We start from the raw sequence: 22,040 nt of genomic DNA on the forward strand, positions 1-22,040 counted from the left end.
TTCATTTTTACGACACCCCGCACCCTCAGCCCTTCAGGGGCAAAGCAAAAGGGGGCAGCGCCCCCTTGCATGACCATGACAACCGGTCACCGGTAACCGGCCTGTCAGCCATGGGTGTGTCAGAAGTCGTGCCGGATGCCTGCCGCGTACAGGCGCTCGTCGAAAGTTTTCACGCCAGCCGCGTTTTTGCGGCTGGTGTCACGCCAGCCGGCATAGAGCCGGGTGCGCTTCGACAATGAGTAGGTTGCACCCAAAGCAAAGCCAGATGCTTTCCCGATGGTGGCACCTGCGGCATTCTCGGCCTTGCTGTTGGCGTAACCGAATGAGAAGTCGAACTTGTCCACCGGCACATTCACGCCGAGGGAGTACTCGTTGTCTTTGGCGCTGTTGCCGTCTTTGGCCCGCTGGTAGCCGGCCGACACGCGGGCCACGCCAAAGTTGTACGCACCCGACAGGGCGGTGTACTCCCGATCGCTGGCAGGTGCAGATTCGTGTTTCTGCTCCTGGTAGCCCAGACCGACATCGAGTGCGCCCGCTCTGTAGCGAATGTTGAAGGCGTTGATGTCACGCTTCTGTGCGGCATTCTCGTCCAGGCTGAAGCTCGCGCCGAAGGTAAAGCCACTGAAAGATGGCGATTCGTAACGGATCTGGTTGTTGGCGCGGCTCGAATAGTCGCCAACCCCAACGCCGTACACGTTCTTCGTGGGTGTGAACTCAGAATCCCAGAGGCTGCTGCTGACGGCCAGGTCGCGAATGTCGTCAAAAGTCGTGTCGGTACGGCCCAGCTTGAGGGTACCGAAACCGCCCGTCAGCCCCACAATGGCCGTGCGGTCACCCAATTTCGTCTCAACTGGCTCGTCAGGCGCAAGAGCCGTCTCGATTTGGAAGATGGCCTTCAAACCACCACCCAGATCCTCAGTTCCACGGAAACCGAGGCGGCTGGTGGTGAGCAGACCACTGGACACCACCGATTTGCTTTGATTGGTTATCTTGTCCTTTTCACTACCGACCCCCAGATCCAGACGGCCATACACCGATACATGGGATTGCGCATAGGCGGTACCGCAAGCGGCCAGAACGGCCAGTGCAACAAGCTTGGCTTTCATCGTTGAGCTTTCAGAGTTGAGTTGGAATCGAGTCACCCTCCTCACACCACGCGAGGAGTTGGAGCCGATTGTTCTAAGCCGTTGTGACCGACCCATGACACGCCCGCGCACGTTGCTCATTTCCAGCCGCAGCGTTGTATCTGCGCAACGAAAACGACCGGGTTTTCCCCTAACCCCCTGGGCAGGACATGAACTCCACAAGATGGTCTGTTTTAATCAGGACACTTCTGCAAAGAAGCCAAGGGATCGTGTGGCAGCACCCGCTGCCACCGCTCCCCCCCCGTTCCTCCCCTACCAACTGGAGATGCTTGAATGAAAAAGACCCTGATTGCCTTGGCCGCTTTGGCCGCCACTGGCGCCGCCATGGCCCAGTCAGCCGTGACCATTTATGGTGTGATTGACCAGGCCTTTACCCGCACCAACATCAGCGGCGGCACCAACAAGAACGAAATGGTGAGCAGCGGCAACGTGACCAACCGCCTCGGCTTCCGCGGCACGGAAGACCTGGGCGGCGGCCTCAAAGCCAAGTTCCAGATTGAAACCAGCCTGAACGCTGACGAACCCACCGACACCAAGATCGGTGACCGCGGAGCGTGGGTGGCGATTGCCGGCGATGCCTGGGGCGAGATCCGCCTGGGCCGTGACTACAACCCCACCTTCTGGAACCCGATTTCTTTTTCTCCCTTCGCCACCAACGGCTCGGGCCGGACGCTGGCACACAGCACACGACCCATTGTGTTTGGTCAAGCTGGATACAGAGGTGGAACGGTTGGCAGCGACCCCTACGTCTGGAACAGCAATACGATCAACTACATCCTGCCCAGCAACCTGGGGGGCGTGTACGGCTCCTTCCAGTACGCTGTGGACGAGAAGTCAAACAGTACAACACCAACACGTGTGCAGGGCGAGACCGCTGCCTTCCGCTTGGGTTACAAGGCAGGCCCGCTGGACGTTGCCCTGGCTTACGGCACCCTGAAGGACAAAGATCCTACCAGGGTAGGCAACAAAGTGAATTCCACCAACCTGGGCGCGTCGTATGACTTTGGCGTCGCGAAACTGATGGGCTCCTGGTACCAGGAAGACGTCAAGGACGGCGGGTTCACATTCGCTTCCAAAACCATAGACAAGCTGACCGGCTACGAGATTGGTGTGATCGTGCCCTTTGGCCCCGGCAACTTCCGCGCCGCCTACGGCAACGTCAAGTTCGATGCGCTGACCGGCTCAGACCCCAAGGCCGACAAGTACGCCATTGGCTACGTGTACCCGATGTCCAAGCGCACCTCGCTGTACACCACCTATGCACGGGTGAGCAACAAGAACGGCGCGAACTTGATCACCAACGGCACCACTGGTGCCCAGCCTGGTCGCTCAGTGTCTGGTGTGGACTTCGGTATCACCCACACCTTCTGATTCTGGGCTGCCAAGCACCTTGGCAACCTGACCGGCATCAGCAAAAGCCCAGCGCAGCCGCGCTGGGCTTTTTGTTTCACCCAGAACGCCCATCGCGCAACTGGAGGCACCGGCGCGCACGCCACCGCTGCTCGGCGGAATGGGACAATCGCCCCATGTCGCAATTTTTCGAAATCCACCCGCACAACCCCCAACCGCGCCTGCTCAAGCAAGCGGTGCAATTGCTCCACCAGGGCGGCGTGCTGGCCGTGCCCACCGATTCCAGCTACGCGCTGGTCTGCCACCTGGACGACAAGGCCGCCGCCGACCGGCTGCGCCGCATCCGCGGCGTGGACGACAAGCACCACATGACGCTGCTGTGCCGCGACCTGAGCGAACTCTCCCAGTACGCCCGGGTGGACAACCGGCAGTACCGGCTGCTCAAGCTGGGCACCCCGGGCGCCTACACCTTCGTCCTGGAGGCCAGCAAGGAGGTGCCGCGCCGCGTCAGCCACCCCTCGCGCAAAACCATCGGCCTGCGGGTGCCCAAGCACCAGGCGCTGCAGGACCTGCTGGCCCTGCACGGCGCCCCGCTGCTGGCCACCACGCTCATTCCGCCGGGTGCCACCGAACCGCTCAACGACGCGCACGACATCCGCGAGCGCTTCGAGCACGACCTGGCCGCCGTGATCGACGCCGGTGCCTGCCCGCTGGAACCCACCACGGTGCTGGACCTCACCCCCATGGGCACCGGCGGCGCCCCCGTGGTGCTGCGCCAGGGAGCCGGCCCCCTGGCGGCGCTCGGCCTGTGACGGCCACCTGAGACAATACGCCCATGGACTTCGCTTCCATCATGCAAACCGTGGCGATCTACGCCATCCCGGTGCTGTTCGCCATCACCGTGCACGAGGCCGCGCACGGCTATGCCGCGCGCCATTTCGGCGACCACACGGCCTGGATGCTGGGCCGCATCACGCTCAACCCGCTCAAGCACATCGACCCGCTGGGCACCATTGCCATGCCGCTGTTGCTGCTGTTCGCCACCAGCGGGGCCTTCCTGTTCGGCTACGCCAAACCGGTGCCGGTGAACTTCGGGCAGTTGCGCCACCCCAAGCGCGACATGATCTGGGTCGCGCTCGCCGGCCCGGGTGCCAACCTGGTCATGGCCGTGTGCTGGGTGCTGTTCGGCTACTTCCTGGTGGCCTTGGGCGTGGAGGAGCGCTTCTTCCTGGAAATGGCGCGCGCCGGTCTGCTGGTGAACCTGGTGCTGTTCGCCCTCAACATGTTTCCCCTGCCCCCGCTGGACGGCGGGCGCATCCTCGTCGGCTTGCTGCCCCTGCGTCAGGCCATGACGGTTTCGCGCATCGAACCCTTCGGTTTCTTCATCGTCCTGGCCCTGGTGCTCACCGGCATCCTCGGCACCTACTGGCTGCGCCCGCTGATGAACCTCACGGCTGGGGTGATCGAGCTGCTGCTGAGCCCCATCCGCTGGGTGCTGTTCTGACCTCCCTTCTGCTTTGCCCATGACACCCGTTCGCGTACTGACCGGCATCAAACCTTCCGGCACCCCCCACCTTGGCAACTACGTGGGGGCCATCCGCCCCACCGTGCGCGCCAGCCGCCAACCTGGGGTGGACAGCTTTCTGTTCCTGGCCGACTACCACGCCATGATCTCCACCCAGGATCCCGCCCGCCTGCAACGCTCCACGCTGGAGATTGCGGCGACCTGGATCGCCTGTGGCCTGGACCCGCAGCGCGTGACGTTCTACCGCCAGTCGGACATTCCTGAAATTCCGGAACTCACCTGGTTTCTGGCCTGCGTCTGCGGCAAGGGCCTGCTCAACCGCGCCCACGCCTACAAGGCCATGCTGGACAAAAACGCCGCCGCCCGCGCCGAGCCCGACGAAGGCGTGAGCACCGGGCTGTTCATCTACCCGGTGCTCATGGCGGCCGACATCCTCATGTTCAACGCCCACCAGGTGCCGGTGGGGCGCGACCAGGTACAGCACATCGAAATGGCGCGCGACATGGCCTCCAGCTTCAACCACCTCTACGGCGAGCATTTCACCCTGCCCGAAGCGGTGATCGACGAGCAGGTGGCCACCCTGCCCGGCCTGGACGGCCGCAAAATGAGCAAGAGCTACGACAACGTGATCCCGCTGTTCGCCCCGCCCGAACAATTGCGCAAGCTCATCATGGGCATCGTCACCGACTCCAAGTCCCCTGGCGAGCCCAAGCAGACCGAAGGCTCGGCGCTGTTCCAGATCTACCAAGCCTTCGCCACCCCGCAGGAAACCGCGACACTGGCTCAGGCCTACGCGGACGGCATTGCCTGGGGCGATGCCAAGCAGATGCTGTTCGAGCGCATCGACCGCGAAGTCGCCCCCATGCGCGCCACCTACGACGAGCTGATGGCCCACCCGGAACAGGTGGAAGCCATTCTGCAGGCAGGTGCGTTGAAGGCCCGCGCCGTGGCCACGCCCTTCACCGCGCGTTTGCGCCATGCCGTGGGCCTGCGCCCCTTGCAGACGAACAGCCAATCGCAGACGGCCAAAACCGACAAGGCGGCGCGGCCCGCCTTCAAGCAATACCGCGAACAGGATGGCCTGTTCTACTTCAAGCTGACCGACGCCAAGGGCCGCGTGCTGCTGCAAAGCGCCGGCTACGCCTCTCCCCAGGACGCCGGCCAGACCATCGCCCGCCTCAAGGCCCAGGGCTGGACGGCCTGCGCCGACCTTCACGCCCAGGTGGCCGTGGCCGACGGCACCTCCCCCGCCGACCTGGATGCCGCCTTGCAGGTGTTGCGCGACGCCGAATAGGCTAGAATGCGAGTTTCGACACGCGGAAGGGTGGCAGAGTGGTCGAATGCGCCGGACTCGAAATCCGGTATACGGTTTCTACCGTATCGAGGGTTCGAATCCCTCCTCTTCCGCCACAAGGCCCCGTCAGGGGCTTTTTCGTTTGCCACGGCGAAGCGGGCAAACAGACCTCCGTGGCTCTCGCACCCGGCGAGCACCAAGAGACCCGTCTCTATTGGGATTTTGCAGGCCGTTTGGGCCGCCGCAATACCCCGTCGCACAGGATGGCGATGCACCGATCAGCAATTTGCTGCGGTGTGTATTCACCGCCAGGTTGGTACCAGCGACCAATCCAGCTCAGGGCCCCCTCGATGACGAAGGCGGCCATTTTGGTGTCGCTGGCCTGCAGCAGACCTTCCTGGACACCTTGCTCCACCAAGCGCCGAAAGCTGAGGTCGATTTCGGCTTTCATCTGCCGCAACTTTGTGCGACTGGGCTCAGGAACCTCCTGGTCACCGACGCGTATCAGGCACATGCCAAAGGGTTGCATGACGATGTCGGCATACACCCGCATGCACGCTCGCAGTTGCTCGACCGCATTGCCACCGGCCGCACGCGAGGCCTCGATGCCCTCCAGCGTCATTTCAAGCCCCTTGCTGACGCACTGCAACAGGATTTCGTCCTTGTTCTTGACGTAGTAGTACAGCGTCGGTTTGCTGACGTGGAGCTGGGCTGCAATGTCGTCCAGCGAGGTGGAGTGGAACCCCCGTTCGTTGAACAACTGGGCGGCTGTCTGCAGCACGGCCATGCGTTTGGCTTCGCGCTGCTGCTCCCGGACCGGCTCGATGGCCCAGGGAGAATCGACCACGATGCTGGAGCGGGTTTTACGAACCTTCTTGACGACCGGATTATTCACGAAACACTTTCGAACTAGGGAAACCACCAGTGCGGGGACGAGGCTCGAGCATTCAGAATCTACTCATGGGTAGAAAGTCTACGGAAAAGTAGGCATTTTCAGGTCCGCACAAACCCGAATACCAACGCCATGGTGACTCCATTCTCCGGCAGCCAGAAGGCTGCCCCCCTTCTGCAGGTCGACGGTGTCACACTGGCATTCGGCGGCGTCAAGGCGCTGACGGGGGTGGGCTTCGACGTTCAGGCTGGCAGCATCACGGCTGTGATCGGCCCGAACGGAGCCGGTAAGACTTCACTGTTCAATACGATTTCGGGCTTTTACCGCCCGTCGGAAGGCACGATCCGTTTCAAGGGCCAAGACATCACCCGCATTCCGGCCCCCCAGCGCGCCCGCATGGGGCTCGGACGAAGTTTTCAGAACATTGCGCTGTTTCGTGGGATGACCGTACTCGACAACATCAAGCTCGGTCGGCATGCCCACCTCAAGACCAACGTGCTTGATGCCCTGTTCTATCTGGGTCGCGCACGGCGCGAGGAGGCACAGCTTCGGCGCGATATCGAGGAACGCATCATCGATTTCCTGGAGATCGACCACATACGCCATGCCAGCGTCGCCGCGTTGCCCTATGGCCTGCAAAAGCGGGTTGAAATGGCGCGCGCTCTGGCCATGCAACCAGAAATTCTCATGCTGGATGAACCGGTGGCCGGGATGAACCGCGAAGAAACGGAAGACATGGCGCGCTTCATTCTCGATGTGCGCAGCGAATGGGGCGTGACCGTGCTGATGGTCGAACACGATATGGGCATGGTGATGGACCTCTCGGATCACGTGGTGGTGCTGAACTTCGGCCAGGTGATCGCCCAGGGCACACCGGCCGTGGTGCAGTCTGACCCGGAAGTCAATCGCGCGTACCTGGGATCGGGTGACGTGGGCGATCTGCGTCGCAGGCTGCATGCCTCTGCTCGTGTCGGCCAGATGCAAGGAGCCGAGTGATGGATTGGTCCTACCTGTTCGAAGTCAGCCTGACGGGCATTGCCAGCGGGGGGCTTTATGCGCTGGCGGCGCTGGCATTCGTGATGGTCTACAAGGCGACTCGGGTGGTGAATATCGCCATCGGTGAGATGCTGATGGTAGGGGCGTACCTGTTTTTCACGTTTGCGGCCATGTTCACGCTGCCACTCTGGCTGGCGATTCCGGCTGCGGTGTTGGGCTCGGGCCTGCTGGGCGCGGTGATCGAGCGCACCATCATCCGGCCGATGCTGGGTGAGCCGCCCATCTCGATTTTCATGGTCACGGTGGGTCTGGCCTCCGTGTTGGTGGGCATGGTTGAGGTGATCTGGAGTGCCGATCAGCGCCGGCTCCCAGAGTTCATGCCGACGCAGCCCATCATGGTGGGTGACGCCTTCCTGGCACCGAAGGTGTTCTGGGGGGCCATGATTGCGGTGGTGTTCATTGCCGCCGTACTGCTGGTGTTCCGCTTCTGGCGAGGGGGGGTCGCCCTGCGTGCAACCGCGTCTGATCAGGCAGCCGCGTACTCGGTAGGCATCAACGTCCCTCGGGTGTTTTCTCTATCGTGGGTGGCCTCGGCGATGCTGGCGGCCATCTCCGGCATCATCGTCGGCTCCATCGGGGGCATTTCTTCGAGTATGGGCATCTTTGGCCTGTCGGTGCTGGTGGTGGTCATCGTGGGTGGGCTGGACAGCGTCCTGGGCGCGCTCATTGGCGGGCTGTTCATTGGCCTGGTGGAGGCATTGGCAGGCGCCTACCTGGGGGGTGAATACAAACTGCTGGCCACATTCATCGTGCTGGTTGGTGTCTTGCTGCTGCGGCCTTACGGGCTGTTCGGCACGCACGAGATCGAACGTCTTTAAGGCAACTTCATGCGCATCGGGACCTTCAAGGAAACCTACATTGCCGACGCGGCGCTGTTCGACTCGCGCACGCAGAAAACGTGGCTGGCTGTGGGGGCCGCTCTTTTGCTGCTCTTTCCGTTTGTCGCCAGCGACTACTGGCTCTACCTCGCCTGTCTGGTGAGCATCAACGTGGCCAGCGCCACCGGACTCAATATCCTCACTGGGTACACCGGCCTCGTCAGCCTTGGGCAGGCAGCCTTCATGGGCTTGGGAGCTTACACGGTGGCGGTGCTGGAAGCCAAGGTGGGCTCGCCGTTCCTGTTCAACCTCCTGGCCGGCGGTGTGGTGGCCATGTTGGGCGGCATCATCGTGGGTATTCCATCCTTGCGGGTCAAGGGGCTCTACCTGGCCATTGCCACGATCGCGGCTTCCTTCATTGTCCACTTCCTGCTCGCCAACTTCGAGTTCACCGGTGGCACCAGTGGCATGAGCATCCCCCCGGCGCACTTTTGGGGCATACCGCTCGATACCTCATTCCGGCTGTACTGGATCATCGTACCCATCACGGTGCTGATGCTGCTCGGAGCGGCCAACCTGTTCCGCACCCGCATCGGGCGTGCCTTCATTGCCATACGCGATCGCGACATTTCGGCGGAGGTCTTGGGCATACCGCTGCTTCGCTACAAGCTCCTGTCATTCGGCTTGTCGTCTTTCTACGCCGGTGTGGCTGGCGGCATGTGGGCCTACTTCTTCCGTGTGGTGACGCCCGAGAGCTTTCCGCTGCTCATGTCGATCTTTTTCCTCGCCGCGATCATTGTCGGTGGCATGGGCACGATTCTGGGCAGCATCCTAGGTGCCGCCTTCATGACCATGGTGCCCGAGCTGCTGAAGCTGGTATTTGACCTGCTGCCCAACAGTGCGACTTACATGGTGTTCCTCTCGCCCGTTCGCACCATCATCTTCGGTTTGCTGATCATCGGTTTTCTGGTGTTCGAGCCTCATGGCCTGGCCGAAGTTTGGCGACGTATTCGACGGTTTTTCCACTTGTGGCCATTCCGCAACTGAGTGGCTGCAGCTTTTCAGGTTCCCCCCAACCCACACAAGGAGACACTCATGAATGAGCAACCCATTTCCAGCCGGCGGCGCCACCTCATCCTGGGTGCCGCCGCCACAGGTGCGGCAGCGCTGTCCCACCCGCTATCTTTGTTGGCGCAGGGGGCGGAAGAAATCGTGATCGGGGGCTCCATCCCCATGACGGGGGTTTTTGCCTTTGCGGGTGTGGGCATCAACGCCGGTATTCAGGATTACGTGAAGATCGTGAACGACGCTGGCGGCATCCATGGCCGCCGGATACGCTACGTGCCCGAGGACACCGGGTACAGAGTGGATGCCTCGGTGGCCGCTTTCAAAAAGATCACCAGCCAGAACCGGGTCAACCTGTACTACGGTGATTCCACCGGTTTCGCCAAGACCATCAACCCTGAACTGGATCGCAACGGCAACATTCTCATGACGGGGGCGTCGTTTGCGACCGAGCTCAACGATCCTCAGAAATACCCCAATCAATTCATGGTTGGCCCTGACTATACCGAGATGTTCGGCATTTTGCTGCGGCACATTGCCAAGGAAAAGCCGGGCGCCAAGGTGGCTTTTGTCTATTCAGATTCCGAATTCGGCCGCGACCCCATCAACGCAAGCGAGACCGTGGCGAAAAATCTGGGGCTCAACGTGGTCATCAAGATCATGACACCCCCTGGCAGTGTGGATGTTTCGGGTGAAGTGATCAAGCTGCGCCGTGCAGCCCCCGACTACACGATCTTCCATGGTTACATCCTGGCGCCGATCCCCGAGTTCATCACCCAGGGCAAACAGCAGGGCATGACCAGCAAGTGGATGGGCACCTTCTGGACCATGGACAGCTCCACCGTGATGCGCATGGGGGAAGCCGGGGAAGGGTTCATGGGCGTCATGCCCTTCCGTTACTACTACGATACCGAAAAGGCGCCCATGCTCGAGAAAATCCGCTCGATGCGCCCTGAGTACCAGAGTACCGCGTACATCCAGGGCTTTGTGTCAACCATGCTGTTTCTGGAATCGGCCAAGCGCTGTCTGGACGCCAACAAGCCGCTCAATGGCCCCAATTTGAAGGCCGCACTCAACAGCATCAAAGACTTTGATACCGGGGGGCTGATCGGCGTGCCCATCACCATCCGCGGCAATTCGATTCCCGTGGGCCGCATCTACCGAGCAGACATGAAAGCACAACGGATGGTCGCCGCCTCTGACTGGATCACCCTTTGATGTGTTGACGCAGCATGACCGAGATCGCCAGAGCCAACGTCCTCGAAGTCAACAACATCGAGGTCGTTTACAACAAGGTCGTACAGGCCCTGCGGGGCCTGTCATTGGTCGTTCCGCAAGGCCATATCGTCGCCCTGCTGGGAAGCAACGGCGCTGGCAAATCGACCACCCTGAAGGCGGTGTCGGGCCTGCTTGCTCTGGAGGATGGCCAGGTCGAGAGCGGCAGCATCTGGTTCGATGGTCGTGATACCGCTGCGATGGCACCACAGCAGTTGGTCCGCAGCGGTCTGTTCCATGTGATGGAAGGGCGGCGGGTGTTCGAAGACCTGACGGTCGAGGAGAATCTGATCGCTGCCACCTACGCGCTGACCGGACGGGAACACCATGCCAAGCCCGATTTCGATCTGGTTTACACCTATTTTCCGCGTTTGTATGAGCGACGCAAGGGATTGGCCGGTTACTTGTCAGGCGGTGAGCAGCAGATGTTGGCCATCGGGCGGGCACTGATCGCGCAACCCCTCCTGATGCTGCTCGACGAGCCCTCGCTGGGCCTGTCGCCCAAGCTGGTTGAAGACATTTTCACCATCATCGCCCGGATCAATGCCGAGCGTGGCACCTCCATGCTGTTGGTTGAACAAAATGCCACGGTGGCGCTGGCCGTCGCACACAGCGGCTACATCATGGAAAACGGCAAGATCGTGATTGACGGCTCGGCCGACCGCCTGGCCAGCGATGCCGATGTGCGCGAGTTCTACCTGGGTATGGGTGGTGGCGGCGAAGCCAAGAGCTTCAAGAACATCAAACATTACAAGCGCAGAAAACGCTGGTTATCCTGAGCCGGCGCATAAACCAAAGAAGATATGAATCTTCCCGAACTCACCATGCCCCAGATGCTGCGCGAACGTGCGCGCTCCGATGCGCAGCGCGTCGCGATCCGGCAAAAGGACTTCGGCATCTGGAAGCCTTTCACCTGGGCGCAGTACCACCAACGGGCCTGCCACTTTGGCCTGGGCTTGCGGGCGCTGGGGCTGTCCGATCGTGGCCACGTGGGCGTCATTGCGGAAAACCGCATTGAATGGGTGCTTGCCCAGATGGGTACAGGCCTGGTGGGCGGCGTCACGGTGGGGGTGTACCCCACCAGCCCGGCTTCTGAGGTGGCCTACGTCGTCGGGCATGCGGACATCGAGATCATGGTCTGCGAAGACCAGGAGCAGACGGACAAGGTGCTGGAGGCCTTGCCGCAACTGCCGCGCCTCAAGAAGATCGTGGTCACGGAAAGGAAGGGGCTGCGCAGTTTCACGCCCGATGTCCGCAAACTGATTGCCACTTTTGAGGAAGTGGAGCAATTGGGGGCTCAGAGTGGCAGGATCAGCGAGGTTGAGTCGGCTCTTGACCGCCAGACGCTGGATGATATCGGCTTGATCATCTATACGTCAGGCTCCACCGGCAAGCCCAAGGGCGCGATGATTTCATACCGAAATATTCGCGGTGTGGTACCAGGCATCATCAACCGCTTACAGCTCACGTCCGCAACCAGCCATCTGTCCTATCTGCCGCTGTGTCACGTGGCCGAGCAGATGCTCACGACCTTCGTACCGCTGTACATCGGCTCCCAGGTCAACTTTGGTGAATCCATTCGCACCGTGCAGGAAGACCTGCGTGAGGTGGCGCCTTCGATGTTTCTCGGCGTGCCTCGTATTTGGGAGAAGATGCACGCGGCCATCAACATCAAGCTGCAGGAAACGGGTGCTCTGCGCCGACTCCTCTTTCGCAAGGCCTTTTCCGCCTGCCAACCCTTGGCAGAGAAGGCCCGCTCCAGCTGGAGCGTGGGTGAGCGGCTGCGATTTGCCATCAGTTACTGGCTGATCTTTCGCGCCCTTCAGAATTTCATAGGTTTGCGCAATGCCAAAGTGGCCCTCACCGGTGCAGCCCCGATTCCCCCCGATGTGGTGCGGTTTTTCCGGACCATCGGCGTGCCCTTGGTCGAGGTTTACGGCCTGACCGAGTCGACAGGGATGGTCACGGGTCATCACCTGGACCAGGTGGTGATCGGCACGGTCGGCGTCCCCACCGATGGGGTGCAATGGCGAATCGCCCAGGTGGATGGTGACGAATTGGGCGGCGAGTTCCAGATACGTGGTGACATGGTGTTCTGCGGGTACTACAAAAACCCAGAAGCCACGGCGGCGACCATCGTCGATGGCTGGCTGCATACCGGTGATGTGGTGCGCCTACATCATGGGCAGATCAAGATCGTTGACCGTCTGAAAGACATCATGATCACGGCCGGGGGCAAAAATCTGACGCCTTCCGAGATCGAGAACACGATGAAGGCCAGCCCCTACATCAAGGAATGCATCATCGTGGCCGAAGGACGCAAGTTCGTCAGTGCGCTGGTCATGATCGACATGGAAACCGTGGGCAAATGGGCCGAGTCACAGCGCATTCCTTTCACCCACTTCCGCTCACTGGTCGAGACGCCACGCGTGCGTGAGCTCATCGAGGCTGAAATCGCCGCTGGCAACAGCAAGTTGGCATCAGTCGCCCAGATCAAGCGGTTCCACCTCCTGACCAAGGAATTGGACCATGACGATGGGGAAGTGACGGCCACCATGAAGGTGCGTCGGTCGCGCATCTACAAGGCGTATGCCAGCGAGATTGAGGCCATGTACCACTGAATTCCATCACTCATCTTGACATGAAGCACCGCGACGTTTTCATCATCAGCACCGCTCGCACCGCCATCGGGACCTTCGGGGGCAGCCTGAAAGACGTACCCAATAGCCGGCTGGCGACCATTGCCGTGCGTGCAGCCATCGAGCGTGCCGGCATCGCCCCAGACGTGGTGGGTCACGTGGTCATGGGCAACGTGATCCCCACCGACACCAAGGACGCCTACCTGAGCCGGGTGGCGGCCATCGACGCCGGCTGCCCGATTGAAACCCCCGCATTCAATGTGAACCGCCTGTGCGGCTCGGGGCTGCAGGCGATCATCTCTGCTGCGCAGGCCATTGGTTACGGAGACTGTGATGTCGCCATCGGTGGAGGGTCCGAATCGATGAGCCGTGGCCCGTACTTTGACCTCAGTGCGCGCTGGGGCGCGCGCATGGGCGACTCGAAAAGCATCGATTACATGCTTGGAATTCTTCACGACCCTTGGCAGAAGATACACATGGGCGTGACCGCCGAAAACGTGGCCGAGCGCTACAAGATCAGCCGCGACATGCAGGACCGACTGGCCTTTGAAAGCCAGCGCCGTGCAGCGGCGGCCATTGCCCGGGGTTACTTCAAGGAACAGATCGTGCCGGTCGAGGTGCAGACCCGCCAAGGCACTGTGGTGTTCAAGGAAGATGAGCATGTGCGCGCAAATACCACCTTGGAGGCGCTCAACGCCATGAAGCCGGTGTTCAAAAAAGACGGTGGCACCGTGACGGCGGGCAACGCATCCGGTATCAACGATGGCGCAGCGGCGGTCGTGCTGGCGGCCGCAGACCGGGTGCAGGCGCTGAAGCTGAAACCTCTTGCCCGACTGGTGGGTTATGCGCATGCCGGTGTGGAACCCGACCACATGGGCATCGGCCCGGTGCCAGCGACCAGAAAAGTGCTGCAGCGTACCGGCCTGACCGTACAAGATATGGACGTGATCGAGTCCAACGAGGCGTTTGCAGCACAGGCCTGCGCGGTCATTCAAGAGCTGGGGCTCGATCCTGCCCGCGTCAACCCCAACGGGTCTGGCATTTCGCTGGGGCACCCTGTGGGGGCAACGGGCGCCATCATCACCACCAAGGCCATCGCCGAACTCCACCGTACCGGCGGTCGTTACGCCCTGGTCACGATGTGCATTGGCGGCGGACAGGGTATTGCCGCTGTTTTTGAGCGCGTCTGAGCAGCGAGCGTGGCGCGCATGGCACGGTGAGCCGCACGGCTCGTTTCCTGCTCCGGCCATCTGGGCCCGGCAGGCCTTGCCTCTGAAAAACCGCTTGCCCTCTTGAAAACGCCGGGCGTCGCCCTTATGATTAGCACTCGCTGGCGTTGAGTGCTAACAAGTGCCCGCCACGATTCGTCCAACCACGTTCTGTTCTGACACAGGAGAACCCATGAAACTTCGTCCTCTCGCCGATCGCGTGATCGTCAAGCGTCTGGAAAACGAAACCAAAACCGCTTCGGGCATCGTGATCCCCGACAACGCCGCCGAGAAGCCCGACCAGGGTGAGGTGCTGGCCGTTGGCCCGGGCAAGACGAACGACAAGGGCGAAACCAAACCCCTGTCTGTGAAAGTGGGCGACCGCGTGCTGTTTGGCAAATACAGCGGCCAAACCGTGAAGGTCGATGGCGATGAGCTGCTGGTCATGAAGGAAGATGACCTGTTCGCCGTCATCGAGAAGTGACCTCGCATCAACCCCTTGAAACCGAATTTGGAGATTTGACATGGCAGCAAAAGACGTAGTGTTTGGCGGCGAAGCCCGCGCCCGCATGGTCGAAGGTGTGAACATCCTGGCCAATGCCGTGAAAGTGACCCTGGGCCCGAAGGGCCGCAACGTGGTGCTGGAGCGCTCCTTCGGCGCCCCCACCGTGACCAAGGACGGTGTGTCCGTGGCCAAGGAAATCGAGCTGAAGGACAAGCTCCAGAACATGGGTGCCCAGATGGTCAAGGAAGTCGCTTCCAAGACCAGCGACAACGCCGGTGACGGCACCACCACCGCCACCGTGCTGGCCCAGGCCATCGTGCGCGAAGGCATGAAGTACGTGGCCGCCGGCATGAACCCGATGGACCTCAAGCGCGGCATCGACAAAGCCGTCACCGCCCTGGTCGAGCAGCTCAAGAAGGCTTCGAAGGCCACCACCACCAGCAAGGAAATCGCTCAGGTGGGCGCCATCTCCGCCAACTCCGATGAATCCATCGGCAAGATCATCGCCGACGCGATGGACAAGGTCGGCAAGGAAGGCGTGATCACCGTGGAAGACGGCAAGAGCCTGCAGAACGAGCTGGACGTGGTCGAAGGCATGCAGTTCGACCGCGGCTACCTGTCGCCCTACTTCATCAACAACCCGGACAAGCAGGCCGCCATTCTGGAAAACCCCTACGTGCTGCTGTTCGACAAGAAGATCAGCAACATCCGCGACCTGCTGCCCACGCTGGAGCAGGTGGCCAAGGCTGGCCGTCCGCTGCTGATCATTGCCGAGGACGTGGAGGGCGAAGCCCTGGCCACCCTGGTGGTCAACACCATCCGCGGCATCCTGAAGGTGTGCGCCGTCAAGGCCCCGGGCTTCGGCGATCGCCGCAAGGCCATGCTGGAAGACATCGCCATCCTGACCGGCGGCAAGGTCATCTCTGAAGAGGTGGGCCTGACGCTGGAGAAGGTGCAACTGGCCGACCTGGGCCAGGCCAAGCGCGTGGAAGTGGCCAAGGAGAACACCACCATCATCGACGGTGCCGGCAAGGCCGAGGATATCGAGGCTCGCGTCAAGCAGATCCGCGTGCAGATCGAGGAAGCCACCTCCGACTACGACCGCGAGAAGCTGCAAGAGCGCGTGGCCAAGCTGGCCGGCGGTGTGGCCGTGATCAAGGTGGGCGCTGCCACCGAGGTCGAAATGAAGGAGAAGAAGGCCCGCGTGGAAGACGCGCTGCACGCCACCCGTGCGGCCGTGGAAGAGGGTATCGTGGCCGGTGGTGGCGTGGCTCTGCTGCGCGCCAAGCAGGCTGCAGGCCAGATCAAGGGTGACAACCCCGACCAGGATGCCGGCATCAAGATCGTGCTGCGCGCCGTCGAGGAGCCCCTGCGCCAGATCGTGGCCAACGCCGGCGACGAGCCCAGCGTGGTGATCGCCAAGGTGCTCGAAGGCAAGGGCAACTTCGGCTACAACGCGGCCAACGCCACCTACGGCGACATGATCGAGATGGGCATCCTGGACCCGACCAAGGTGACCCGCACCGCGCTGCAGAACGCCGCCTCCGTGGCGTCGCTGATGCTGACCACCGAGTGCATGGTGGCCGAAGCGCCGAAGGACGAAACCCCTGCTCCCGCCATGGGCGGCATGGGTGGCATGGGCGGCATGGACATGTGATGCCTGTGCGCTGACGTTTCGCCTCGTCGCACCGACCGCCGGGTTGACCGCCCGGCGGTTTTTTTATGCCTCACCCAGGGCAGGCTGGTTCAGCGGCCGTTGGCCAGGGCCAGAAAGTCGCGCTCGAAGGCTTGCAAGCGTTGAACGGCTCGCTGGCGCTGTTCGACCGTGGTGAGGTTGTGCAACTCGGCGAACTGTGCACAGCCGTCCTGCACGAGGCGTTCGCTGTAGCGGCGGTAATCCTCGCGTGGGGATTGCAGGGTGCGCTCCCAGACGGCCTGAACCGTGCGCTGGGCATCTGCCCCGCTGCGGATGCGCTGCACGGCGGCCACGGCATCGGCATGCCGATGTTGGCGCTCTTGCAGGGTACGCTGGGCATCGAAGGCACTGCGGGCCAGACGCTCCCTGAGCCAGGCGCGCTGTGCCGCGTCGAGCCGGCCATAAAACATCTCCGCGCCCTGGATGGTGCGGCGCAGCCGCTGGGGCGACACCTCGCCCGGGGCGTGGCCGAAGGATTCGATGAATTCGGCATCCTGGCGGCGCTGCTGGCGGCTCCAGTGGTCGAGCTGCGCGTCGGACAGCGTGGGCGCCAAGTCGGCCATGACGGGCAGGAACCGTTCGGCGGCCTCTTCGGCCCAGCCGCGTATCTGTGCAAACGCTTGGCAGGCCTGCTCGGCAGACACGTCATCCAGGGCCATTTGCTGCCACTGGCGCAAGGCGCTGGCGTAACGGGGAAGGTGTTCGCTGCGGTGCCATTCGTGCCATTCACGCAGGGCAGGCCGCACCAGCGCGGCCTGGGTGTCGGACAGGTCGAGCAGGCTGTCGAGCCGCCAGTACATCCAGGTGGGCAGGCGGTTGTAGGCGAGGCTGACGAAGCTGCAGCCGCTCAGCAGCGTGACCAGACACACCACGAGCAGCGCTTGGAGCGTGCGGCGGGACATGGGTTGGAAGCAGCAGGGTGGGCAGGAGCCTCCATGCTACGCCCATGCCCGATTCGGCGCCGACGCGGGGTTTTTACAAGGTATTGCGCCAGCCGGCGATGGTGCGGATGAGGCTGCGGTTGACGTGGTCGATGGGGAAGGCGGCTGCATCGCACAGGCCGGGCAAGTGCTGGAGCTCGTCGAAGCGCTCCATGCGCCGCGCGATGTCTAGGTAGGTGTGGTACGGGCCGGCCTCGCGCAGCAGGGCGTCGCCCATGGCCTCCGAGACGGGGATGCGCCGCAGGGCCGATGAGAGGGGTTCGTTCATGAGCTGGCCCAGCATGGAAAACAGCCCGGTGACGTAGATTTCGGTGCGCAGGTCGCGTTGCAAACCCGCTTCCATGAGGTGTTCCATGAGGCGGGCGCGCAGCACCAGGCCCAGCCGCACGGGCAGCAGTTCCCGGTCACCGGAGGCACCGGGCATGAGTTCGAGCAGCCAGTCGCGCAGGCGGCGCTGGCCCAGAAGCATGAGGGCCTGGCGCACCGTGGTGACTTCACGGGACGTGCCGAACACCGGGGAGTTGACCAGCCGCAGGGTGCGGAAGGTGAGCACGGCGTCTTGGTGAATGAGGTCCTCGACCACCTCCATCGAGGACTGCCGCATCAGGGCTTGCTGCACGCGCACGAGGGTGAGCTTGTCCACCGGCACGCCGTAGCGCTGGTATGGGATGAGCACGTCATCGACCGGCCAGCCGCACAGGCCCCAGGCGCCGCAGTCGTCCAGGCAATGCATGGCCAGTTCGCGCTGGCCGATGCCGCGGTAGAGCTGCTCGGCCAACACCGGGCTGTGGGCAGCCGCGCCCTCCCGCATGTGGCGGGCCGCGTGCAGGGCCTGGCTGGCCTGTTCGGGCCACAGATGAAGCAGGTAGCGATGCACGCCTTGGCCGATGGACGGCAGGGGTTTGGCTCGGGCCAGGGGGGCGTCCTGGACCAGTCGGTGCCCCATGCGGTGGGCATAGGCCACGGTTTCCAGCAGGCCTGGCGGAACGTCGTCGCCGAAGTCGGGCAGTTCGAGCCAGATGTGTTCGTGCGGATTGACCGACAGCGCTTCGCGCAGAAAACCGGCTTCGGCGAAGGACACCAGCACAAAAGGCGAGTCGGCCGAGAGCTCTTCGGACAGCAGGTGCAACAACTGCGCCGCGCTCACCGACTCGGGGTTGACGACACGCACGCGCAGGCGCACGCCTATGAGCTGGCGCGTCCTTCCCCAGATCGGCTGATAGGCAAAGGCTACGTGTTCAAGCAGGTTCAACGCCATACATCACGCAATGTACTGGAACAGCGTGAGTCTTTGAACCTGGGCATAGGACTGAAGGGCGACCTGCAGGCCGAGCTGCTGGGTCTGGAAATCGGAAATGCCTTTGACCAGATCCAGATCGGTGAGGTTGGAGAGCTCTTTCTGCGAGGCCACGGAGCGGTCCTGCAGCTGGCTTTCGATGCTGTCGGCCCGGCGCAGCAGCTCCCCGAGCCGGCCGCGCACCAGCAGCAGGCGGTCCAGCCCCGCCTGCATTTCCTGGTGGACGCGTCCCAGCTCTTGCGTGAGCTGGGTGCTGTTGCCATCGGCCTCGAGGGCATCGATGGCACGTTGCAGCGTGGCGAACAGGTCGCCCGTTTGGCTGGGCTTGAGATCGAAGCGGGCAATCGGATCGGAGGTGACGGCAGCGGGAAAGGTGACGCTGCCATCGAGCTCGATGTCGAATCCGTAGTCGATGGGGGGCGATGCGGTGTCGTCACTGACGGCAATGGATGCAGCACCCAGTGCCTGACGCAGGTTGAGGGTCTGGCCCGGCGAGGCGGGGCCCAGGGGCACGGACTGGATGGGCTGCGCAGTATCGGAGCGGAACACATCGAGCGTCGCTTGCGTGCCGTCCCAGTTGACTTGTACGCTGAAGTCCACATTGGCGGGCGGATCGGCGTAGAAGCCGGTGGCCATGAGGGCATCCATGTCCCGAATGGCGATGCCCGTGACCAGCACGTTGCCACTGACCTGCTCGACTTCGAAGTACCCGTCGCCGGTGGGCACTCGCATCAGGGCAAAGCTGCCGTCCACCCGGTTCGGCAAAGCGGTTTCGGTGGCGGCGGCCTGCCCACTGACGGCTTGAAAGACGACCCCGGTGTTGGCGCCGTACACATCGGCAAAGGGCTTGCCGAGCACATTGGTCACGCCCAGCCCGCCCAGCAGGGCGTTGCCTTCGGTATCCTGGGTGTTGGCGAGGTTGAGCAGCTGCTCGCGCAGGCCGCGCATTTCCTGGGCGATGCTCTGGCGGTCGCTGGCAGACAAGGTGGGGTTGCCCGCTTGCACCAGCAGTTCCTTGAAGCGTGCCAGTACTTCTCCCATCTGCCCGATGGTGCTTTCGGCTTGTATCAAGCCAGAGCGGGAACGTTCCAGGGCGCGCAAATCGGCCTCGGTACGCATGAGCCGGTTGCTTTCGCGTTCGGCCAAGGTGGCAGCCACCGGATCGTCACTGGCTTTGAGCACGCGCTTGCCCGCCGCGAGCTTTTCTTGCGTGGCCACCAATTCGGCGGTGCGCTGGTTGATCCGGTTGATGGTGCCGTCATAGCTGTTGGCGGTGCTGACGCGGTAGATGCTCATGGTGGATCCTGTATCAACGGAAGGTGGACAGCAGGGTGTCGAAAATCGACTGGATGCTTTGCAGGTATTTGGCGGCAGCCTGGTAGGCCTGTTGATACTGCAGCAGCCGGGCGGCTTCTTCGTCCAGATTGACGCCTGCCTGGTTGGCGCGGGCGGCTTCGGCCTGCTCGGCCACCAGGGTGGCGAATTGCGCATCGGCCTTGGCCACCTGGATGCTCGATGCGACGGAGGCGAACACCGGGATATAACCGTCAGACAGGGTATAGCCATCCAGCGCGTTCAGGTCCCGCAAGGCCAGCAGGGCTTGCCCATTGCCGGCGTTCTGCCGCATGTCGGTACCGGCCGCGTCTCGGATGGTGAAGGTATCGCTCTCACCCGGAGCGCCTCGAAGCACCAGCCGCAAGGGCGTTTGGCCGTCGACCGCGATCAGGATTTCCTGGCCGGAGGTGAAGTCGTAAGGCCCTCCCGGTGGGGTGAGCAGGTTGCCCGCCGGGCTGTAGATCTCCACACCCGCCGCCGGATTGGTGGCGGTCACGGAGAACTGACCATTGGGTGCAAAAGTGATTTGAATGTCTGACTGAGGCAGCGGTGGCCCGCCTGTGGCCACCGGCATGCGATACAGGGCCTCTACCTGCAAGGTGTCGCCGTTGCGGCTGCCCGCTTCGATCAGCACCGGACTGGCGATCGCCAACTGGGACGGCGAGGTCAGCGCCACCTGAACCTGGGCCGCCGCTGTGGCGTACGGCCGCAGCACGAACTGGTCACCCGCCACGCCGGTGGCCGTCTGGGTCAAGCGCAAACCGTCGAACGAGAGAAAGTTGTCAGGGGCGGCGGGAAAGGTAGCAGTCAGAGGTGAGGCCGAGGTGAACGCGCCGGTGCCAGGGTCGAAATAAGCCCCGTCGCTGACCCGGCGGATTTCCACCTGATCGGGCGCCACGTAGCGCACCGAATAGTCCGATGCCTGGAAACGGGTGGGGGCATCGGCTGCGGGATCCACCGACAGGCTCAAGCCGGCCGTCGAAGTCGGCGTCAACGGTACGACGGCGTTGTTGAAGTTGATGGGGTTGAAGAGGTTGCGCCCGGGCTCACCATTGAGGTCCAGGCCAGCGGCGTGCTGACGGTTGAACAGCTCGACGGTGGCCAGCGCCAGACGCCCGAGCTGGTTGCTCACGTCGGCCACATCGTCGTTGTAAAACGTGAGCAGGCCCTTGAGCATACCGCCCGAGATCAGGTCCTCGCTGATGACGGCATCGGGGCGGCCAAAACCGACGGTGTAACGGCCAGCGGCATTGACCGTTTCCGAGCCCACCAAGGGCGTGGACTGATTGCCCAGAACCACCGGAAAGCTGTTGCCCACGAACACCGTGAGAGAGCGGTCGTCTGCCTCCAGGGTGTTGACGGGTATGATTTTGTTGAGATCGGCCACCAGGCGGTCACGCTGATCCAGCAAATCGTTGGGCGAGCGGCCGCTGGCATACGCATCGACAATGCGCTGGTTGAGGCTGGCGATGTTGGACGCCAGCCGGTTCGCTTCCGCGAGGCTGGCATCGAGCTGGACCCGTGTGGTCACGCGCAGCTCCTCGAGTTGGCGGGCGGTCTGGTTCAGGCGACTGGCAAGTTCTTCGGCCCGGGTCAGTACCACGCCACGGGCCGTTTGGTTGGTGGGCGAGGCCACCACATCGGCCCAGGCATTGAGAAAGCCGTTGAGCTGGCGCCCCATGCCAGCGTCCCCCATGGGGAACAATTGTTCCAAGGCTTGCAGGCGTTGATAACGCGCGTTGGCCGAGGCGGCCGAGGCCGCGCTCAGGTTGGCCTCCCGGGTCAGGAATTGGTTGTAGGAGCGCTCGACCGCCGCCACCTCCACCCCCTTGCCGAAGTAACCGTTGCCAAAGTTCTGGCCCGGAACCTGTTCGAAACTGACGGTTTGCCGGGAATAGCCCGGCGTGTTCACGTTGGCAATGTTGTGGCCAATGACCTGGAGCGCGGATTGGTTGGCGGTGAGGGCCGTCACGGCGACGTTGAAAGACATGGCTGACTC

Annotated in this window: 19 protein-coding genes and 1 tRNA gene; 14 read left to right on the forward strand and 6 right to left on the reverse strand. The window is 62.6% G+C overall.

The features are described 5' to 3' along the window. Positions 1–119: 119 nt before the first annotated feature. Positions 120–1,106 carry a porin gene (locus HZS63_RS02585; protein WP_180682445.1) on the reverse strand — a complete coding sequence of 329 codons (987 nt, stop codon included), beginning with the start codon at positions 1,104–1,106 and terminating at the stop codon, positions 120–122. A 312-nt stretch (positions 1,107–1,418) separates the two neighbouring features. On the opposite strand from HZS63_RS02585, the gene HZS63_RS02590 reads away from it, so the two are divergent. The 5 genes from HZS63_RS02590 to HZS63_RS02610 all read left to right on the forward strand — a co-directional run bounded on the left by HZS63_RS02590 (position 1,419) and on the right by HZS63_RS02610 (position 5,430). After that, positions 1,419–2,516: a porin gene (locus tag HZS63_RS02590; RefSeq protein WP_180682446.1), complete on the forward strand. Its 1,098-nt coding sequence runs from the start codon at positions 1,419–1,421 to the stop codon at positions 2,514–2,516. A 155-nt stretch (positions 2,517–2,671) separates the two neighbouring features. Further along, complete coding sequence (locus HZS63_RS02595; RefSeq protein ID WP_180682447.1) at positions 2,672–3,307, forward strand: L-threonylcarbamoyladenylate synthase; 636 nt, start codon at positions 2,672–2,674, stop codon at positions 3,305–3,307. A gap of 23 nt (positions 3,308–3,330) precedes the next feature. Next, entirely contained in the window at positions 3,331–3,999 is a 669-nt protein-coding gene (locus tag HZS63_RS02600; protein WP_180682448.1) for a site-2 protease family protein, read from the forward strand. Between the two features lie 19 nt (positions 4,000–4,018). Beyond that, the gene (locus HZS63_RS02605) at positions 4,019–5,314 is read left to right on the forward strand and encodes a tryptophan--tRNA ligase (RefSeq protein WP_180682449.1); all 1,296 of its coding nucleotides are present in this window, start codon (positions 4,019–4,021) and stop codon (positions 5,312–5,314) included. Between the two features lie 24 nt (positions 5,315–5,338). Beyond that, positions 5,339–5,430 (forward strand) — tRNA-Ser (locus HZS63_RS02610). A gap of 95 nt (positions 5,431–5,525) precedes the next feature. Here HZS63_RS02610 and HZS63_RS02615 read toward each other — a convergent pair. Further along, entirely contained in the window at positions 5,526–6,101 is a 576-nt protein-coding gene (locus tag HZS63_RS02615) for a TetR/AcrR family transcriptional regulator (protein WP_180682541.1), read from the reverse strand. A 237-nt stretch (positions 6,102–6,338) separates the two neighbouring features. Between HZS63_RS02615 and HZS63_RS02620 the strand changes: the two genes are divergently transcribed. From HZS63_RS02620 to groL, 9 genes are all read left to right on the forward strand, one after another. Then, on the forward strand, positions 6,339–7,202 hold the full coding sequence (locus HZS63_RS02620) for an ABC transporter ATP-binding protein (protein WP_180682450.1): 864 nt from the start codon (positions 6,339–6,341) through the stop codon (positions 7,200–7,202). Next, a complete protein-coding gene (locus HZS63_RS02625) occupies positions 7,202–8,080 on the forward strand; it encodes a branched-chain amino acid ABC transporter permease (RefSeq protein ID WP_180682451.1) in 879 nt (292 codons plus the stop codon). The genes HZS63_RS02620 and HZS63_RS02625 overlap by 1 nt, the downstream gene beginning before the upstream one ends. Positions 8,081–8,089: 9 nt before the next feature. Next, positions 8,090–9,127: a branched-chain amino acid ABC transporter permease gene (locus HZS63_RS02630; RefSeq protein ID WP_180682452.1), complete on the forward strand. Its 1,038-nt coding sequence runs from the start codon at positions 8,090–8,092 to the stop codon at positions 9,125–9,127. A 48-nt stretch (positions 9,128–9,175) separates the two neighbouring features. Further along, complete coding sequence (locus tag HZS63_RS02635) at positions 9,176–10,363, forward strand: ABC transporter substrate-binding protein (RefSeq protein WP_180682453.1); 1,188 nt, start codon at positions 9,176–9,178, stop codon at positions 10,361–10,363. A 14-nt stretch (positions 10,364–10,377) separates the two neighbouring features. Continuing rightward, complete coding sequence (locus HZS63_RS02640; protein ID WP_180682454.1) at positions 10,378–11,199, forward strand: ABC transporter ATP-binding protein; 822 nt, start codon at positions 10,378–10,380, stop codon at positions 11,197–11,199. A gap of 24 nt (positions 11,200–11,223) precedes the next feature. Next, the gene (locus HZS63_RS02645) at positions 11,224–13,041 is read left to right on the forward strand and encodes an AMP-dependent synthetase/ligase (RefSeq protein WP_180682455.1); all 1,818 of its coding nucleotides are present in this window, start codon (positions 11,224–11,226) and stop codon (positions 13,039–13,041) included. Positions 13,042–13,061: 20 nt separating this feature from the next. Beyond that, positions 13,062–14,249, forward strand: a complete 1,188-nt coding sequence (locus tag HZS63_RS02650; RefSeq protein ID WP_180682456.1) for an acetyl-CoA C-acyltransferase family protein — start codon at positions 13,062–13,064, stop codon at positions 14,247–14,249. Positions 14,250–14,460: 211 nt separating this feature from the next. Then, positions 14,461–14,751, forward strand: coding sequence for a co-chaperone GroES (gene groES / locus HZS63_RS02655; RefSeq protein WP_180682457.1), 291 nt, complete (start codon positions 14,461–14,463; stop codon positions 14,749–14,751). A 40-nt stretch (positions 14,752–14,791) separates the two neighbouring features. Then, on the forward strand, positions 14,792–16,429 hold the full coding sequence (gene groL, locus HZS63_RS02660) for a chaperonin GroEL (protein WP_180682458.1): 1,638 nt from the start codon (positions 14,792–14,794) through the stop codon (positions 16,427–16,429). 89 nt (positions 16,430–16,518) lie between these two features. On the opposite strand, the gene HZS63_RS02665 is transcribed toward groL, so the two are convergent. From HZS63_RS02665 to flgK, 4 genes are all read right to left on the reverse strand, one after another. After that, positions 16,519–17,370 (reverse strand): DUF6279 family lipoprotein, encoded by an 852-nt coding sequence (locus HZS63_RS02665; protein ID WP_180682459.1) that lies wholly within the window; start codon positions 17,368–17,370, stop codon positions 16,519–16,521. A gap of 73 nt (positions 17,371–17,443) precedes the next feature. Further along, a complete protein-coding gene (locus tag HZS63_RS02670; RefSeq protein WP_180682460.1) occupies positions 17,444–18,667 on the reverse strand; it encodes an HDOD domain-containing protein in 1,224 nt (407 codons plus the stop codon). Positions 18,668–18,670: 3 nt separating this feature from the next. After that, positions 18,671–20,002, reverse strand: a complete 1,332-nt coding sequence (gene flgL, locus HZS63_RS02675; protein WP_180682461.1) for a flagellar hook-associated protein FlgL — start codon at positions 20,000–20,002, stop codon at positions 18,671–18,673. 13 nt (positions 20,003–20,015) lie between these two features. Then, entirely contained in the window at positions 20,016–22,031 is a 2,016-nt protein-coding gene (gene flgK / locus HZS63_RS02680; RefSeq protein WP_180682462.1) for a flagellar hook-associated protein FlgK, read from the reverse strand. Between the last annotated feature and the right edge of the window lie 9 nt (positions 22,032–22,040).

Source organism: Tepidicella baoligensis (assembly GCF_013432195.1).
Lineage (GTDB): Bacteria > Pseudomonadota > Gammaproteobacteria > Burkholderiales > Burkholderiaceae_C > Tepidicella > Tepidicella baoligensis.

Excerpts from the sequence above, each read along its gene's own strand:
- HZS63_RS02665 (WP_180682459.1), bottom strand. The coding sequence starts at position 17,370 with ATGTCCCGCCGCACGCTCCAAGCGCTGCTCGTGGTGTGTCTGGTCACG.
- HZS63_RS02620 (WP_180682450.1), top strand. The coding sequence starts at position 6,339 with ATGGTGACTCCATTCTCCGGCAGCCAGAAGGCTGCCCCCCTTCTGCAG.
- HZS63_RS02630 (WP_180682452.1), top strand. The coding sequence starts at position 8,090 with ATGCGCATCGGGACCTTCAAGGAAACCTACATTGCCGACGCGGCGCTG.
- HZS63_RS02625 (WP_180682451.1), top strand. The coding sequence starts at position 7,202 with ATGGATTGGTCCTACCTGTTCGAAGTCAGCCTGACGGGCATTGCCAGC.
- HZS63_RS02670 (WP_180682460.1), bottom strand. The coding sequence starts at position 18,667 with ATGGCGTTGAACCTGCTTGAACACGTAGCCTTTGCCTATCAGCCGATC.
- HZS63_RS02615 (WP_180682541.1), bottom strand. The coding sequence starts at position 6,101 with ATGGCCGTGCTGCAGACAGCCGCCCAGTTGTTCAACGAACGGGGGTTC.
- groL (WP_180682458.1), top strand. The coding sequence starts at position 14,792 with ATGGCAGCAAAAGACGTAGTGTTTGGCGGCGAAGCCCGCGCCCGCATG.
- HZS63_RS02635 (WP_180682453.1), top strand. The coding sequence starts at position 9,176 with ATGAATGAGCAACCCATTTCCAGCCGGCGGCGCCACCTCATCCTGGGT.
- HZS63_RS02590 (WP_180682446.1), top strand. The coding sequence starts at position 1,419 with ATGAAAAAGACCCTGATTGCCTTGGCCGCTTTGGCCGCCACTGGCGCC.
- HZS63_RS02650 (WP_180682456.1), top strand. The coding sequence starts at position 13,062 with ATGAAGCACCGCGACGTTTTCATCATCAGCACCGCTCGCACCGCCATC.
- HZS63_RS02600 (WP_180682448.1), top strand. The coding sequence starts at position 3,331 with ATGGACTTCGCTTCCATCATGCAAACCGTGGCGATCTACGCCATCCCG.
- HZS63_RS02645 (WP_180682455.1), top strand. The coding sequence starts at position 11,224 with ATGAATCTTCCCGAACTCACCATGCCCCAGATGCTGCGCGAACGTGCG.
- flgL (WP_180682461.1), bottom strand. The coding sequence starts at position 20,002 with ATGAGCATCTACCGCGTCAGCACCGCCAACAGCTATGACGGCACCATC.
- HZS63_RS02585 (WP_180682445.1), bottom strand. The coding sequence starts at position 1,106 with ATGAAAGCCAAGCTTGTTGCACTGGCCGTTCTGGCCGCTTGCGGTACC.
- HZS63_RS02595 (WP_180682447.1), top strand. The coding sequence starts at position 2,672 with ATGTCGCAATTTTTCGAAATCCACCCGCACAACCCCCAACCGCGCCTG.
- groES (WP_180682457.1), top strand. The coding sequence starts at position 14,461 with ATGAAACTTCGTCCTCTCGCCGATCGCGTGATCGTCAAGCGTCTGGAA.
- HZS63_RS02605 (WP_180682449.1), top strand. The coding sequence starts at position 4,019 with ATGACACCCGTTCGCGTACTGACCGGCATCAAACCTTCCGGCACCCCC.
- HZS63_RS02640 (WP_180682454.1), top strand. The coding sequence starts at position 10,378 with ATGACCGAGATCGCCAGAGCCAACGTCCTCGAAGTCAACAACATCGAG.
- flgK (WP_180682462.1), bottom strand. The coding sequence starts at position 22,031 with ATGTCTTTCAACGTCGCCGTGACGGCCCTCACCGCCAACCAATCCGCG.